Origin of the sequence: Streptococcus sanguinis (assembly GCF_019929225.1) — a bacterium.
GTDB lineage: Bacteria > Bacillota > Bacilli > Lactobacillales > Streptococcaceae > Streptococcus > Streptococcus sanguinis_J.
This window is the reverse complement of the sequence record NZ_JAHZPA010000002.1, coordinates 234,409-250,850: the sequence shown is the minus strand read 5'-3', so window position 1 is coordinate 250,850 and position 16,442 is coordinate 234,409. Positions and strand designations below refer to the sequence as shown.

Annotated in this window: 15 protein-coding genes; all 15 read right to left on the bottom strand. The window is 41.4% G+C overall.

Annotated features, from left to right (window positions below; translation table 11 throughout):
* Nucleotides 1–164: 164 nt before the first annotated feature.
* Nucleotides 165–1,073 carry a magnesium transporter CorA family protein gene (locus tag K1I80_RS05755; RefSeq protein WP_223313247.1) on the bottom strand — a complete coding sequence of 303 codons (909 nt, stop codon included), beginning with the start codon at nucleotides 1,071–1,073 and terminating at the stop codon, nucleotides 165–167.
* Between the two features lie 168 nt (nucleotides 1,074–1,241).
* Nucleotides 1,242–1,976: a DarT1-associated NADAR antitoxin family protein gene (locus K1I80_RS05750; protein ID WP_223313246.1), complete on the bottom strand. Its 735-nt coding sequence runs from the start codon at nucleotides 1,974–1,976 to the stop codon at nucleotides 1,242–1,244.
* A gap of 1 nt (nucleotide 1,977) precedes the next feature.
* Nucleotides 1,978–2,661 carry a DarT ssDNA thymidine ADP-ribosyltransferase family protein gene (locus tag K1I80_RS05745; RefSeq protein ID WP_223313245.1) on the bottom strand — a complete coding sequence of 228 codons (684 nt, stop codon included), beginning with the start codon at nucleotides 2,659–2,661 and terminating at the stop codon, nucleotides 1,978–1,980.
* Between the two features lie 12 nt (nucleotides 2,662–2,673).
* Entirely contained in the window at nucleotides 2,674–4,038 is a 1,365-nt protein-coding gene (locus K1I80_RS05740) for a UvrD-helicase domain-containing protein (RefSeq protein WP_223313244.1), read from the bottom strand.
* 53 nt (nucleotides 4,039–4,091) lie between these two features.
* Nucleotides 4,092–5,636, bottom strand: coding sequence for a peptide chain release factor 3 (locus tag K1I80_RS05735; protein ID WP_072073632.1), 1,545 nt, complete (start codon nucleotides 5,634–5,636; stop codon nucleotides 4,092–4,094).
* A 544-nt stretch (nucleotides 5,637–6,180) separates the two neighbouring features.
* Nucleotides 6,181–6,867, bottom strand: coding sequence for a YwaF family protein (locus tag K1I80_RS05730; protein ID WP_223313243.1), 687 nt, complete (start codon nucleotides 6,865–6,867; stop codon nucleotides 6,181–6,183).
* Nucleotides 6,868–6,885: 18 nt separating this feature from the next.
* Nucleotides 6,886–7,572: a YwaF family protein gene (locus K1I80_RS05725; protein ID WP_223313242.1), complete on the bottom strand. Its 687-nt coding sequence runs from the start codon at nucleotides 7,570–7,572 to the stop codon at nucleotides 6,886–6,888.
* 58 nt (nucleotides 7,573–7,630) lie between these two features.
* On the bottom strand, nucleotides 7,631–9,001 hold the full coding sequence (locus K1I80_RS05720; RefSeq protein ID WP_223313241.1) for a UDP-N-acetylmuramoyl-tripeptide--D-alanyl-D-alanine ligase: 1,371 nt from the start codon (nucleotides 8,999–9,001) through the stop codon (nucleotides 7,631–7,633).
* A 75-nt stretch (nucleotides 9,002–9,076) separates the two neighbouring features.
* Entirely contained in the window at nucleotides 9,077–10,123 is a 1,047-nt protein-coding gene (locus K1I80_RS05715) for a D-alanine--D-alanine ligase (RefSeq protein WP_223313240.1), read from the bottom strand.
* A 218-nt stretch (nucleotides 10,124–10,341) separates the two neighbouring features.
* Complete coding sequence (gene recR / locus K1I80_RS05710) at nucleotides 10,342–10,938, bottom strand: recombination mediator RecR (protein WP_002897999.1); 597 nt, start codon at nucleotides 10,936–10,938, stop codon at nucleotides 10,342–10,344.
* Nucleotides 10,939–11,041: 103 nt separating this feature from the next.
* Nucleotides 11,042–13,108: a penicillin-binding protein PBP2B gene (gene pbp2b / locus K1I80_RS05705; RefSeq protein ID WP_223313239.1), complete on the bottom strand. Its 2,067-nt coding sequence runs from the start codon at nucleotides 13,106–13,108 to the stop codon at nucleotides 11,042–11,044.
* Nucleotides 13,109–13,317: 209 nt separating this feature from the next.
* Nucleotides 13,318–14,010, bottom strand: coding sequence for a phosphoglycerate mutase (locus K1I80_RS05700; protein ID WP_002898001.1), 693 nt, complete (start codon nucleotides 14,008–14,010; stop codon nucleotides 13,318–13,320).
* A gap of 149 nt (nucleotides 14,011–14,159) precedes the next feature.
* Nucleotides 14,160–14,906 (bottom strand): hypothetical protein, encoded by a 747-nt coding sequence (locus tag K1I80_RS05695; protein ID WP_223312281.1) that lies wholly within the window; start codon nucleotides 14,904–14,906, stop codon nucleotides 14,160–14,162.
* Nucleotides 14,907–15,372: 466 nt separating this feature from the next.
* Complete coding sequence (locus tag K1I80_RS05690; protein WP_125350920.1) at nucleotides 15,373–15,816, bottom strand: Fur family transcriptional regulator; 444 nt, start codon at nucleotides 15,814–15,816, stop codon at nucleotides 15,373–15,375.
* Between the two features lie 204 nt (nucleotides 15,817–16,020).
* On the bottom strand, nucleotides 16,021–16,341 hold the full coding sequence (locus K1I80_RS05685; RefSeq protein ID WP_002896121.1) for a hypothetical protein: 321 nt from the start codon (nucleotides 16,339–16,341) through the stop codon (nucleotides 16,021–16,023).
* Nucleotides 16,342–16,442: the final 101 nt, after the last annotated feature.

Sequence of the window (16,442 nt, the reverse complement as noted above, 5' to 3'; positions counted from 1 at the left end):
ATGAAATTTTATGCAATAAAAATTATAATTTTTGTGTTATATTTTATGACATAAAACAACAGTTTTTTAAATACAGGCAAACTGTACTAGTAATTATTTTCCCAAAGCACGAAAAAACAAGCACCATTCTCGGTGCTTGTTATAGGTAAAATAATCTCAAATGTTCACTTCTTATTGGCCAACCATTTAAGAAGCTTGGTCAGAAGTCCCCAGATGATTAGACTAACGCCAACAATATAAATCCAGGCGTTCCTGTCGTTAGACAGAGGTAGAGGAACATTCATACCAAAGAATCCAGTGATAACTGCAAGCACTGCCAGAAGGTCCGAAATAATGGTTAAGACCGTCAAATTGTCATTCAGATTGTTGTTCAGGATGTTATTGTAGGAGCCAGAGAGCTGGCTGAGAACTTGAGCAATCAGATCAGTCATCGAAACGAGCTGACGAGCCTCAATCATGGCATCCTCAAACTGCTCGGTTTCTAACTCATCAAAACGGCGGTAAATGCCGTGGCTTTTGATATGCTCTAGGAGCATGTGATTCTGCTTGGCAGCAGCAAGCAGATAGACCATAGAGGTTTCCAAGTCCGACAGAGCAAAAAGATTCTTTTTGGTAGTTGTCTGACGCAGGAGAGCATTAATCTCATCCTTGCGCTTGTCCATCCGCTCAACAACTGGATAGTAAGAATTGGAGATCAACTCCAGACTAGCAAAAAGAAACTTATAGACCGATACTGGCTCATGATGCTCAGTATAGGCTTTCATCATATCCACAACATAGGCATTGTCTTGGTTGCTGATAGTAATGAGCCGCCCCTGCTGCACCACAAAGGTCATAGGAATCGTCTCATAATGTTCCTTATCTGTCGCTAGATTAAGGACATTGTAGATAAAGACAACCGTTCCATTCTCACGATTGTAGTCCATGTGAGCCCGCTCGTTCTTATCCAGTGCATACTCGATGGTCTCTTTATCAATTTCATAATCCTGATAAATCCGGGCGTTCTTTTTGAAACTATCTGAGTCAATGTTGATCCAGACAGACTGATCTTTTAATTTTCTTTCCAGAAACATGGAACTCCTTTCTATGAGGAACACTTAGTGCTCACAAAATTATCTTACCTTCTATCTTTTTAAATATAAATGCATGTTAATCCAATTATAAAAGTTGCCTTTGCTTTTAGTTTTCTCATTAATTGCTAATAATTTCTAATTCTTTATTTTGAAAATTGTTGCTATTTTTTAAAAAAGGGTCAACTGTTCTCCTTCAATATCTGTTTCTGTTTCGCTTTCTATTTCTCCTAATTCAGAAATAGATTCTTTATCTTTTTTCCTATAAACGAGCTCTAAAAATTTTTTAGGACTTCGAATTGAATCGTTTAATAAGGAATTCTTAGCCAGATATAAAAATATTGAGCAAGCCTCAGCCTGGCAATTTATAGATTTGTTTGGATTAAAATTTATATCTGTAAAAGCATCGTATTGAAGAATGAAATTAGATAATTCTGTATTTTGAAATAACGCATTTACGTATAACCAGTTATAAAAATAAGTACGTGGTAGCAGAGGAAATTTTACTCCTAAAAAATCGAATTCAATTAATTTATCATTTACCTCAATTGAACGAACTTGTCTCTTTACTGCCTTGGCATCCAAATCCAAATCTTGATTTACACGTCCATAATTCTTAAACACTTTAGAAGACTGAAATAAAGATTCTACAGAGTATTTATTACCATTACGCAATGTAAGTTGAAGATTAAAGGCACTACATTCTTTCCCAAACTCTTCTTCAGAAGCAGTGGAAACTTCTAATACTTTTAAATTCCCAAATTTTTCTTTGAATTCTTTGTGAAGGGAATGTATAGATCTTTGTTTTTGCGAAACTGAGAAACCCGGATACCAATTGAATTTTATATTCTCTTTTTTAAAACTGTTTGAACTTGATTCATATATATAGACAAATCTCTCTGCCATTCTACTCCTCCAATTCATATAATTTTAATACTTTTCCTTGCATAATACTGTATGCTGAATTTCTCTTAAACCATTCATGAGAGTAATATATTTTTAAATTCCTTAATTCAATCTGACACAACTTTAATCTTAACACTTCATCCCTAGCTTGCTTTTTGCTACTAAAAACCAAACCTATTATTTTATCTTTCGGAATCATATCTGGAGATAAAACTTCTGCTTGATTATTGGTTGGTATATTAGGTAACATTGAGACACTACGATTAAGCCCTAGAACCTCTGTATTAAATAACTCCATAAACTTTCGGCTCCCCTTACCTATATGAGAACCTCTGTTTTTTGCAGCATTGACAGGACAAAAATATGTCTCTTCATTAATTATACTAGGCGAAATTAGCAAGACAACCCAATCATTCAAAAGCGATTCTTTTTCTTTTTCAATTGATTTTTCAAAAAAGAAAAAGTTTGGATACTCTACGGAAAGACATATCAATTCAGGGCGATTATCATAACGATGAATATCATTTAATTTCAAAAACTTGCATTCAGAGTCTCTAATCGCTTTATTAGAAATAATACCATTAGCCTCCTCATCACCAGTTCCTAATATATAAGGAAGATTGGAAGACTTTGTAAAATGGCAAAGACGAGTTATGCCTTTTTTAAAAACAATTTCTTGATTCACATTAACCTTCCCCTATTCACCAAGATAAAAATTCATATCATAGTTTTGATATGTTAAAGCCAAATTAGTAGTTGCCCTAGTAATTGCAACATATAATTGTTTTGCAACTTCATTATTTTCATTATCTTCAAGGTTGCTATAATCTTCTATGTATTTACTTTTATCTATATCAAGTACTAAGACATTATCAAATTCTAAACCTTTGACTTGATTAATAGTATAAAGTTCAACATGATTATCTAAGTCCAGAACCTTTAAAATTTTTGCTATAGTTTTAAAAGAAGTTGGATCCATTAGAATAATTCCATTGCTACCTATTTTATTCGTAAAAAAATTCGAAATAATGTTTTTATATACTTCAAAACTATTAGCCTGTTGTAATTGTGAAATTTCTCCATCTCTTCTAGACGAAACTCGGCTAATTTTTTCATCCTCTTCTTCCGTTATAAAGCCCTTTTCAATCAATATATTTGCCAAATTACTAATTTGTTTTGTATTCCTATAATTTTTAACAAAAGTCTCTTTGGATATATTATTGACACCTAATTGTTTAAAGGAAATCTTAGTTCCTAAAATTTGTTGAGCATAATCCCCTAATAAAATACAAGCTCCATTTTCCTTAGTTAAATAGGTTAAAGATTGTATCTTCGCTTTATCCATATCTTGAAATTCGTCTATAATTAAGAAATCAAACTTATCTTTATCCGGTATGCGCTCCTTTCTCTCCTCTAATTTCCAAGAAATATCATCATAATCAAAATATTTAGGTGGATTCAATTGACTTCTATAATATTTATACCCTTTAAATATCCTATAAACTAACTCTCTCTCCTCTCCTTTGTTAACTGGATTTTTTCGTCCCCTTCCTGTTCTTTCAAGTTCTTGATATTCTTCTTCCGTTTTAACCATCATTCCTTGCAGCCAGGAAATCTCTTCTTTAAAAAAATCTATTTCTCTATTAAGAATTCTGCTGTCTGTATACTTTTCTATTTCTGCCAGTTTTTTTATAGAATCGTTTATACATTTTTCCTTTTCATCAACTTTTATAAAATCTAAACATTTTATTTCGTTGCCTGAATTTAATTTTCTTAACGTATTCCAAACTAGGCTATGGTATGTTGTAACAGAAATATTTCTTGGGACTTGAATCTGCAAATTCTGACATAATTGTGGTAAATGTTGTGTTTTAATTTGCACAATAATAGGTTTATTGAAGCAAACAATCCCTATTTTTTTACTTGGATACTTGATAGCTAAATAGACTGATTTATATAAAGCCACCAAGGATTTTCCGCTTCCAGCGGCACCTAGAATAACCAAATTTTTTTCATCTGGCAAATAAAGAATTTTCGTTTGTTCTCCCGTAAGTTTCTTCATTATATCCCCCTAAACAATCATGATATTACAAAGCAAACTATTTTGTCTTAGAGTTACATCTTCTCTTCCAATTTAACATCTGGATACTTGTCCGCGAACCAGCGCAGGGCAAAGTCATTTTCAAAGAGGAAGACTGGCTGATCAAAGCGGTCTTTGGCTAGGATATTACGGCTAGAAGACATACGCTCGTCCAGGTCATCCGGTGAAATCCAACGGACAGTCTTTTTGCCCATAGGATTCATGACCACTTCAGCATTGTATTCATTTTCCATGCGGTGCTTGAAGACCTCAAACTGGAGTTGACCGACAGCGCCTAGCATGTACTCGCCCGTCTGGTAGTTGGTATAAAGCTGGATGGCTCCCTCTTGCACCAGCTGTTCAATCCCCTTATGGAAGGATTTTTGCTTCATGACATTCTTAGCTGAAACCTTCATAAAGATCTCTGGAGTAAATGTTGGCAGAGGCTCAAATTCAAACTTATTCTTGCCTACAGTCAGGGTGTCACCGACCTGATAAGTCCCTGTATCATAAACCCCGATAATATCACCAGCTACAGCATTGGTCACATTCTCCCGACTTTCGGCCATAAACTGAGTCACATTGGACAGTTTGGCGGACTTGCCAGTGCGAGGCAAATTGACACTCATACCGCGCTCAAACTCTCCAGAAACGATACGAACAAAGGCGATACGGTCACGGTGCCGAGGGTCCATGTTGGCTTGGATTTTAAAGACAAAGCCTGAGAAGTCTGGACTGAGTGGCTCGACTACCTCGCCATCTGTCTTCTTGTGGCCATGCGGTTCCGGAGCAAACTTGAGGAAGGTTTCCAGGAATGTCTGGACGCCAAAATTGGTCAGAGCTGAGCCAAAGAAAACAGGTGTCAGTTTTCCCTCCAAAATCGCTTCTTCTGAGAATTCATTTCCAGCTTCGCTCAAGAGCTCAATGTCTTCCTTAACTTGCTCATAGAAAGGGTTAGAAGCAAACAGTTGATCACCTTCTGCCAGAGTCGCAAAGCGCTCCTCGCCCTTATAAAGCTCCAGACGCTCATTGTAAAGGTCATAAAGACCTTCAAAACTCTTGCCCATGCCAATCGGCCAATTCATCGGATAGCTGGCAATGCCCAAAATCTCTTCCAGTTCTTCCAACAAGTCCAAGGGTTCGCGACCGTCACGATCCAGCTTGTTCATAAAAGTGAAGACTGGAATATTCCGATGCTTGACAACCTCAAAGAGCTTCTTGGTCTGGGCCTCAATACCCTTGGCCGAGTCAATAACCATAACCGCAGCATCCACTGCCATCAAGGTCCGATAAGTATCTTCTGAGAAGTCCTCGTGCCCTGGCGTATCTAGAATATTGACCCGCTTGCCATCGTAGTCAAACTGCATGACAGAGGAAGTCACTGAAATCCCCCGCTGCTTCTCAATATCCATCCAGTCAGACTTGGCAAAATTACCCGTCTTTTTCCCCTTGACTGTCCCAGCCTCACGAATCTCGCCTCCGAAGTAGAGCAACTGCTCGGTGATGGTCGTCTTCCCCGCGTCCGGGTGGGAGATAATGGCAAAGGTCCGGCGTTTCTTAATTTCTTCTTGTAAAGTCATCTTCTTCTCTTTCTTTCATTTAGGATAATGGTGAATCTTAGTATTAGTTTTTTTATTTTACATCGGAGTATTCCAATCCTTTCAACCTACCTATTATAGCGGATTTAGCGCTTTTTTTCAATTATCTAAAGAAGATAAAAATCGCCCTTTTGAGCGATTCTATTCTACTATGTCAATAAAATTTCCCTTAAAATCTGACAATGACACTGCTAAAGAGGAAAATTGCAAAGAGTAAGGTTAAACCCAGTAAATAGAGTAGGCTTTTTTTCTGGTTTCCAATTCTTCTTTCTCTTCAGGTGTCATGGAAAAAATGGCCTTATTCCGTTTCAAGAGATAGAGGTTCAAGCCTTCTCCCCTTTGTCCGCCAATTCTTAAGAAAGTCCAAAATTTGGGGTGTTTCATTCCGCCAACAGAAGCGTCTAGTTGAACCAGCTTAAAGAGTTGATAGACAAACAGCCCATTTGTTACTAGAAGCAAAGCAAGTCATAATTAATAAAAAAATCCTGCCACATTAACTTGACAGGAGCTGTAAATTTGAAGTGAACTAACTGCGGACCAGACTTAACTGCTTTTTCCACCGTATCTTAAACAATATGTCAAAGAGAACCAGAGCCAGAGAAAGGATGACCGACACAAGAAGGTACTTTATCCATAGGGAGGCATCAGGGATAAAAGGCGGACTTTTTAGCAGACCGTAATTACCTCCTGTCACTTGATTAACGCCGACTAGGAAAAGATTGAGCCCAAAGGTGTAAGCTACAATCATGTACTTCTTGAGCAGGCTCTTGTCATAGTGATTCATCAGATAAATCAGGGAATTAACCAAGAGAGCATAGTGACCAATCAGGAAAGAGAAGCTGGTAATATGTGGGAAATCATAGGGGTCAAAGACTGGGTAGCCCAAGGCAAAGACCGCTCCGCTGGCTCCTAAGAGAGCGAAATATTGCTTGCTCCGCCATTTATCTGGCAAAAAGACCACCGCGAACATCGCCAGACGGCAATGATAAAAGGGCAGGCTATTGGTAAAGGGAATCCGAAAACCAAAATACCAGCTATAAAGCATCAGCAGTTGGGCAATCTGAATCCACTTAAAAGCCTTGACAAAACGCGGATTATCATGGTATTTGAGCGAGCTCCAAATAGACAGCAAGACCAGAGCAATCATCACAGCATACCATAAAATCGAGATAGGCGGTGCTACCGTTTTTGTCGTAGTTAAAAAATCTTTCATAAATCCTCCGTTAGATGATTAGGTTAGGGTGACTGTCTTGGTCTGCTCCACTCGCTTAAAAATGTCAGAAACCAAGCAGACTGACGCACTTAAGACGATCGAGACAAGCAGATAATTGAGCAATAGTCCGTGATTGCCAACAAGCGGCGGATCTGTGAGAAATCCATAAGAACCCTTTGTCAACATATTGATAACAAGCAAAAAAGCATTCATCATAAAGGTCGTCCACACCACTCGCTGCCAGCTCATAGAGAAAGTATGATAATATCTGAAAAGATAAATCAAACAATTTCCCAAGAGCGCTAGATGGCCGATAATAAAGGATAAAATAGTGATATGGGGAAAAGGGTAAGGATCAAAAATCGGGTAAATAAAGGCTACAATCGAGCCAAAAGTCCCCAAAAGTGCAAAATAGAATTTATACACTGAGCGATTAGGCAGAAACATCAAGGCAAACATAGCCATTCTGCAATGATAAAAAGGCAGACTCTCTGACAGCGGGGCAGCAGTCAGCATATACCAAGAGTAGAGGCCTATCAGCTGGCAAGCTTGCATCCCGACAAATAGCTGCTGGTAAGCTTTCCGATTGTAGTAGCGATAGGAAAGCCAGATAATCGCAAAGACTAGCCCCAAAAGAACAAAATACCAAAGTCCCAGTTGAGGCGGTTCGGTTTTATAGGTTGTAAACATATCTCTTATTCCCATCTCCTAGGCTCCCATTCTAATATAAGGTTTGAACAAGACTGAGTTTGCCTGTTTTTGCTCAGAATTCCTCCTCCAAATCCTCTACCAGCTTAGCCAGATTCATGGAATTGCTGCCTTTGAGAAGGATTTGGTCAGCAGAGGTTAGACTCTCTCTGACAGCTTTAGTCAGTTGTTCAAACTGGTCTTTCTCGTCATTTTTGATAAAGTAATGGACCTTGCCTGGAGGGTAGATTTCCTTGGCATAGTCATAGAGTGCTTCCATATCCTGTCCATAGAGGAAAAGGTCGGTCACAATTTCTGGATTGAGGCTGGTAATCATCGAGCCGTGCATAGACTTAGAGTCCGCTCCCAGCTCTTTCATATCCGCCAGTACCGCCAATTTTCGTCCGCCTGGATTGGCCGGAATGGTCGAGAAAGTCTCAAGAATCAAGCGCATGGCTGTTGGATTGGCATTATAGACATCCGATAGGACATCCGCGCCATTACCAGCTTTCTTCCACTCCGTTCGATTGCGGGTCAGCTCTAGCTCAGAAAAGGCTTGAGCAATAGCCGCCTCAGATACCCCCTCCTGCAGAGCCACATAGGCCGCAATCATGGCATTGGTCGCATTGTACTTACCGGTCACAGGCAGGTCAATCCTTTGCTCTAAAAAGTTACATTCAAAGCTCAAGCTGTCCTTGCGCTCTTCCAGACGCGTCAGGAAGATATCCGCATCAGGACCAAAGCGAACAAGTTTGCAGTCCGCTGGCAGAAATTCATTGACAATCTTATCCGCCGGCACGATCAAGAGACCATCTTTGCTCAAACCATCCGCAATCTGCATCTTGCCTTGGGCAATCTCAGCTCGGCTGCCGAAAAATTCCAAATGGGCTTCTCCAACCAGAGTTACAATGCCCGTCTTTGGTTTGGCAAGTTCCGACAGGAGATGGATATCACCCAAGTGGTCCTGCCCCATCTCTAAGACAAGTTTCTCTGTGTCCTCAGGCATGTGAAGAACCGTATAAGGCAGACCAATTTCGTTATTGTAATTACCTTGTGTCTTATAGGTCTTGTAGCTGGTTGCTAGTAACTGAGCCAACATATCCTTGGTTGTCGTTTTACCGTTGGAGCCTGTCACAGCCAGCACATCCACCTGCATCTTTTCCAGATAGTACTGGGCCAGACGCTGAAAGGCTGTCAGGACATCATCAACTAAAACATAAGCTCCTTCTGCCACTGGACGCTCAGATAGGGTAGCAGCTGCGCCCTGGTCAAAGGCTGTCGCAATAAAATCATGACCATCACGCGATCCCTTAAGCGGCACAAAAAGGTCACCTGACTCAATCAAGCGGCTGTCAAACTCAGCATTTCTAAGAGCGACGTTTTCAAACTGAGTCACATCGTTTTTCGCAGATAGGACTTCTGCAATTTCATATAAATCTAATTTCATACTTCTTCCTCATTTTTCGGTTTGCTCGCAAAAAGAAAGGACCGAAAATTTTCAGCCCCTCTATTATATCATATTTTAGAGAAGATGCGCCTCTCTCTTAGCAAATGCCTCTTCAGCTAAAGCAACTAGTTTCTCAATCAAGTCAGGATAGGCCAGCCCCATATTTTCCCAGAGCAATGGATACATAGACCACTGGGTAAATCCTGGCATGGTATTGAGTTCATTAAGGAAGACCTGACCATCTTCTGCATAGAAGAAATCACAGCGGGACAGTCCCAGACCGCCCAGAGCTCGGAAAGCCGCCTCTGCATTTTGACGCATCAGACTCACCACTTCTTCTGGAATCTTAGCCGGAATATCCATGGTAATTTTATTATCAATGTATTTGGCTTCGTAGTCATAAAAGGCCACATCCTTGACCACTTCTCCAGGCAGGGTACTCTTGACATCCACATTGCCCAGAAGCCCAACCTCAATCTCGCGAGCCGTCACTCCTTGCTCAACCAGTATCCGGCTGTCGTATTTGAAAGCCAGGTCCAGAGAAGCACGCAGTTCTGCTTGGTTCTCCGATTTAGAAATGCCGACACTGGAGCCCATATTGGAAGGTTTGGTAAAGACTGGATAGGTCAATTGCTCTTCGATTTCTTGGATTTTTTGCTCTAGATCCTCGCCATCAACCAGCGCTACATAAGGCACTTGGGCAATGCCTGCCGATTCCAGCACTCGCTTGGTCGTAATTTTATCCATGGCCAGGCCAGAAGATAAAATATTACAGCCGACATAAGGCATTTTGAGTACTTCTAGGAAACCTTGGATAGAGCCATCTTCGCCCATGGGACCATGCAGGACTGGAAAAACCACTGCTCCTTCTTCGTAAATATCGCTAGGCTTAATCTTCCGAGACATATCAACTGTGGCATTGGTCATCAGCTTCTCATCAGCCGCCGGCGTTGCTTCAAATTCCTGAGTTTGGATAAAATCTCCATCCTTGGTGATGAAGTAAGTCTTCACCGAGAATCTATCATAATTGACAGCCCGCATGACGCTCTCAGCTGATAAAACCGAAACTTCCCGCTCTGCACTGCGTCCGCCATACAATAAAATCAATCTTTGTTTTGCCATGATTTTTCCTATCATTTTCTAAAAATAGTACGATTTACAAAAGCTGCCATCTCGAAATAAAACAACCTAAAAAGCTTGGTTTTGCATCTACCTAGCTGATGGATTCTTCTAAGCAGGAGCTTCTGTATTAGTCCGTTTTAGTATATCACAATTCCCAGCATTTTTGAACAGAAAAAAGGACTCTTCCAGCCAGCTAAAGCCAGAAAAATCCTTGACGTTTACAATTCCGTCCGATTTTCGATAGCGCGAATCAGCGTAACCTCATCCGCATATTCAATGTCAGAGCCAACCGCCAAACCACGCGCTAGGCGAGTCACCTTAATCCCAGCCGGTTTCAAGACCCGTGAGATATACATGGAAGTCGCTTCGCCATCCGCTGTCGCATTGGTCGCGACGATAACCTCCGTCACTTCACTATCCATCAGACGAGTGATCAGACTCTTGAGATTGATATCGTCCGGTCCAACGCCGTTCATAGGTGAAATCAAGCCGTGTAGGACATGATAAAGCCCGTGGTATTCCTGGATATTTTCCATGGCTGATACATCTCGGCTGTCCTCAACAATCAAAATAGTTGATTGATCGCGCGACTGGTCTTGACAGATAGCACAAGGGTCTTCGTCCGTCAGGTTGCCACAGACAGAGCAGTAGCTCAGCTCGCGCTTAGCAGCCAGCAGATTCTTGGCAAATTCATTAACATCGTCATCGCTCATTCCAATAGTGTAAAAAGCCAGTCGAGTGGCTGTTTTGATGCCAATGCCGGGCAGCTTTGAAAAACTGTCAATCAGCTTGGCGATAGGGGTTGGGTAAAGCATAAAATCCTTTCTCTATTCTCAAAAAATCTCCTCAAACCAGATTGCTCTACTTGAGCACTGACTGCATTAGCTTTCTATGTTTGCTGATGATTTTCATTGAGCACTAATTCATAGGGTGTTGTTGGTTGTAAAGATTGATAATATCGCGAGTGATACTGTGGCTGACAGTAGAGGACAGGTTCGTATTGTGAGGGAACACCACCGCCACCGCAATCTGCGGCTTCTCACTCGGTGCATAGGACACAACATTGGTATTGATGGCTTCTTTCTTGCCCTTGTCCACAAAGGTCTCAGCCGTACCAGTCTTGGCACTGATTGGCACGCTCTCTCCCTGAGAAATAGTCCGGCCAGTCGTAAAGCCACTGCTGCCATGAACCACTTGATAGAAACCTTGCTTGATGATGCTCATATCCTCGTCAGAGATATTGACCCGGTTCAGCTCCTTGGTGTCAATTTTCTGCACCAAATCACCGAGTCCTCCTTGGTCACTGTTGCCGTAAATGCCTTCAACGATATGCGGAGCCACACGCTTACCATTATTAGCTACTGTTGAGGCATACTGAGCCAGCTGAAGCGTCGTATAGTTGTCAAACTGGCCGAACGAATTGGTCAGATAGTTAGCAAAGGTAAACTTGTCTGGAAGATAGCCTGTGGACTCATTTGGCAAATCAATCCCTGTTGAAGTTCCCAGACCATACTCTGCAAAGGTCGACCGCAGCTTTTTCATGGATGGATCCAGCTCATCAAAATCCAGCTTCATATCCGCTGAGTAAGGCGCCCCCATCATCTTCAGCGCTACCTGCACCATATAGGTATTGGAAGAGTATTCCAAGGCCTCTTGGGCTGTGATAGCACGTGAACCATACTGGGTGAACCAAGAAGTGATACTGTCCGTACCGCCAAAGCTAATTGGCTGGTCTGTCAGGACTTGGTTGCCGCTAATGGCGTTATTCTCCCAGCCCGAGGTCAATGTTGCAGCCTTGACCACAGATCCCGGAACAAAGACATTGGTCATGGTTCCCAGAGCATCGACAGAGTTTTCTCCCGTTTCCAGATTGTGACGGATGCCTGCCATAGCCAAGACAGCGCCAGTATTGGGATCCATAGCTACGGCATAGACACCCTCAGAGTAGGTCGCATTGCCACTAGCCAACTCTGCATTAAAGGCATTTTTGAGAATGTCCTCCACTCCCTGCTGGAAGCTTAAGTCCACCGTCAGCTTGAGATTGTCTCCCTTACTGCCGTCAGAGATATTTTCCACACTCTCCATATTACCATTTTTGTCCAGATGAATCTCCTTCTCAGCTCGCTTGCCTTGCAGGACTGACTCATACTGCTTTTCCAGATAGGAGGTCCCCACCCGGTCATTGAGGGAGTAGCCTTTTTTCAGGTAATCATCCACTTCCTCAGCCGGAAGTCCAGTCTTTTCTGTCGAGATATTACCCACGATAGAAGCCAGTGAGGTATCCAAGACCTTGCGGTCCCAGCCTGTTGAGACACTGATACCTGGCAGCTCCTTACTGCTAGAAGCCAGTACAGCTACCTGCTCTGTTGTCAGCGGATCTGTCTGGATGGTCCCCATCGCAAAGTTGGAAATGGCATTCATCTGACTAAAGAGAACAATGGCCTTCTTTTCCTCATCCGTATAGCCCAGCTGCTTAGGGTCAATGCTCTCAGCTGCCGCCTTATAGATTTTGGACTCAGGCAGGCGGTTGCCATCTGTATCAAATTTCTTGTCCTTGGGCAGCTTTTCTACTACTTCCTGATAGACTGCACTGTCCGCCAAATAATAATCCACCTCTTGGCGGTCTGTCACCTCTGTATCGCTGACACTGACATAGGTCAGGAGCTTTTGAGCTGTCGCCCGAATCTCCCCAGCCGTCAGCCGATTATCCCGCGTATAGGTCACCACCTGCTTGGTCGTATTTTCCACCAAGGGCTTGCCAGTAGCATCATAAATCTGCCCACGCACTGAGCTAGTGGTAATCTTGGTCTTGCTGGCCTTGGCCAACTTATCCGTATAAAAGTCCTGATTAACCACCTGCATATAGCCCAGACGGGCAATCAAGGCTAAAAACAAAAGCATCACGATTCCAAACAGCAGATAAAGCCTTCTGGTGATGGAATGACTGTCAAATTTTCTCTTCTTCCTTGCCATCTTCTCTCTCATTCTAGTAAAAGTTCTGACCTTTATTTTACCATAAATCCAGCTCGATGAATGTTTCAAAACTGATAGAAAAGCTGAAAATGTGGACGAGTTAAGAGGAATTCCGTCAAACCACGGAACCTAAAAGACTTGCCGGCTAGGCTTCCAGCAAGACTTATTCTTCCTATCTGGAAAAGCAAAGAACCTGAGAATAATCTCAGATTCCTTTAAGCTTATTTTCCAAGGTAGTATTCTTTTACTACATTCAATTTTTCGTCAAATTCGAATACCAATGGTGGGAAGTTTGGAATTTCCACGTCCATGATTTCATCGTCAGACAATTGTTTGATGTGCTTTACAAGGGCACGGATAGAGTTACCATGTGCACCTACAAAGACATTTTTGCCATCTTTCAAAGCTGGAGCAATCTTGTCTTCCCAGAATGGAAGGGCACGTTCCAAAGTAACTTTCAAGTTTTCAGCATCTGGAATTACTGAGTCGTCAAGTGAAGCATAACGACGGTCAGTGTGTGCTGAGTGCTCATCATCGCGATCCATGTTTGGAGGCAATACATCGTATGAACGACGCCAGATATGCACTTGCTCATCACCAAATTGCTCAGCTGCTTCTGCCTTGTTTTTACCAGTCAGTCCGCCATAGTGACGCTCGTTCAAGCGCCATGATTTTTCAACTGGTACCCAAAGCTGATCAGCCGCTTCCAAAGCAAGGTTAGTTGTCTTAATCGCACGCTTCAATACTGAAGTGTAAGCTTGGTCAAACTCGATACCAGCTTCTTTAATCAGTTTACCAGCGTCGATTGCTTGCTGAGTACCTTTTTCAGACAAGTCAACATCAGCCCAACCAGTGAAAAGGTTAGCTTTGTTCCATTCAGACTCACCGTGGCGAGCAAAAACTAATTTTACCATTAGATGGATTCTCCTTTTATTTTCCGAGGCAGTCCCCGTTTATCTATTCTATTTTACAAAATTTTCGCCTAAAAAGCTAGCCCATTTCGTCAAATCAGACCTTTTTCAGCAAGAAAGCGCTTTTGTATTTCTCGGCAGAAACCTTTGCCTTAACACCCGCCAGACAGATAAACCTCGTTGGCTTCCTTAAGCCACCAAGTCCGCCGCCTGTCTATCAACTGATAAATAAGCAGTAAGCCAGACACAATCCAGATAGAGAGCATATTGACAAAAATGAAAAGTTCTACACCTTTAGCATGCTGGGCCGGAGTTAGCTGGCTATGTTTACCTATAAAGACATCTCCTTCAACCCCATAAATCTTTGGCATAATAATATTAATAAAGCAAATAACAGCGATAAAAGTAACAAGCCGAACAGGCCAAGAATAAAGGATTTTATGAAAACGCTCAAATCCTAAAGAAAAAGTAGAGAAACGTTTAAAGCGTTCTTTGCCCCCAAAAAAGATGAATAAAGGAATATAGCCTTCATAAGTGAAGCTAATCATTGTAGGCGTATGACGGCTAGCAATGAAAAAGCTAGAAAAGCCGTAATCTCCAGTGGTTAAAATCCAACGGCTTAAAAATTCTGGAAGAAAAATAGCTGGTATCACAAACAAAGCTGCTGAAAATTCCCTTCCAAATCTTACACTCCATACTCGCTGCATCTTCTCCCGTATCAGGTGCAGACGTGCTTTGTCCGCGCCTTTCTTAGGAAAATTCTCTTTTATGAGTTGACCGCAAGAGGGGCAAATGGGATAGCCAGCTTCCTCTTCAAAGAGAAGATGACGACATTCCAAAAGAGGCGATTCATCACTGTCTGACAACTCATCCAGCCATTTCTTTCTCCACCAGAACATAAGACCTCCTAAAAATCTAACCTACCCACAAAGTAATACCCCTTAAAGATTTCGATACTACAGACTTATGGCGAATTTACCTATATTGTAAATCATTCAGAACTCTTTGAATCTCTTTGTACAAGGCTTTATTCTGCTTTCATTATATCAAAAGAGAATTGGCCTGTAAAATAATAGCATAAGTATATAAGGGATTATCCTTAAAATATATGATCTTGCTAAGTGCTGTACTTGACTAGGTATCAACGTCTCTATGCTCAGATAATATCCTGCGAACATGCCTTGCTAAAACACATAGAAAAAGGCTAAGAGACATAAGTTCTAGCCTTTCTTTTTATTAGAAATAGAATCTTGACGCAATAGCTGATTGCTCAAGTACTGCTTTGAAGTTGCTGATTGAATTTGCGAAGCGAGTCACAACTTTGTTCGTCTTTAGGCTCCAAAAAGCTGCTAATCATCCTCGCAGTCACACTGCCCCTTGCTGGCATTGGGGGCATAGGCCATAGACAGTCGTTTGGCTTTGGGTGATGTGGTAGCCAGTCTGCACTTCAGCCTCATGCTTCACATCTGGAAGTTCCAGCTCCATATCAGCGATACGGCCGCATTTTTCACAGATGACATTGAGATGCTGATGGCCCATAAAGTCAAAGTAGGTCGTCGTATCATTGCGAACCTTGAGCTCAGCGACAAAACCCTCATCAATCAGAACCTTGAGATTATTATAAACTGTTGCCAGACTCATATTAGGAAAATTGGGCTTCAAGTCCTGATATATCATTTCAGCGCTAGGATGGTCGTGACTTTGGATAATATAGTCAATTACCGCCTTCCGCGTTTCTGTAATGCGCACACCCTTGGCGCGCAAATGGCCAATTACTTGGTCAAAATCATGCTGATGTTCTTGTTTCATTATTTACTCCGTTATAGCCTCTCATCTAAGTCATTACCATTATACCATGACTAGGCTTACTTGGCTATTAAGAATGATTGTAAATAAGCTAAAAAGAAAAAAGCAGGACAGAACTAACCAAAGTTCATTATCCTGCTTCTGCATGATTGCTTATCCATTTAAAGCAATGCAAGCTTTAAACTAGTATTTTTTTCAATCCTCACTCTATGCTTGGAATCTCTTCAAGCTTGCTAAATAAAGGGAACCACCTATGATAGAAAGAATAGCACCAATCCAACCCAAGAAGTCATTAAAGGTAAAAATTCCACCTACAATCATCAAGATAGAGCCTGCTGGTCCTACACGATTGTCATCCTTATAGTAGACAATACCAGCAATCCCCAAAGCTAGGATTGCAATTTTCAGGATGTCAAATACACCTAGCATAAAATAAATAACCCAAATGAAGAAAGGCCACAAAAGTAGAATAATACCACCGATAAGTCCAACAAGTCCATTTACGAGTGCTAATGTTTTTGTCTTCATCAACAGTCTCCTTTGTATAATTTTTTACTAAAATAGTTTACCATATTTACTAGAAAAATACAAACTTATTTTTAATTTTATGAAAAATTCAAGCATTTGAC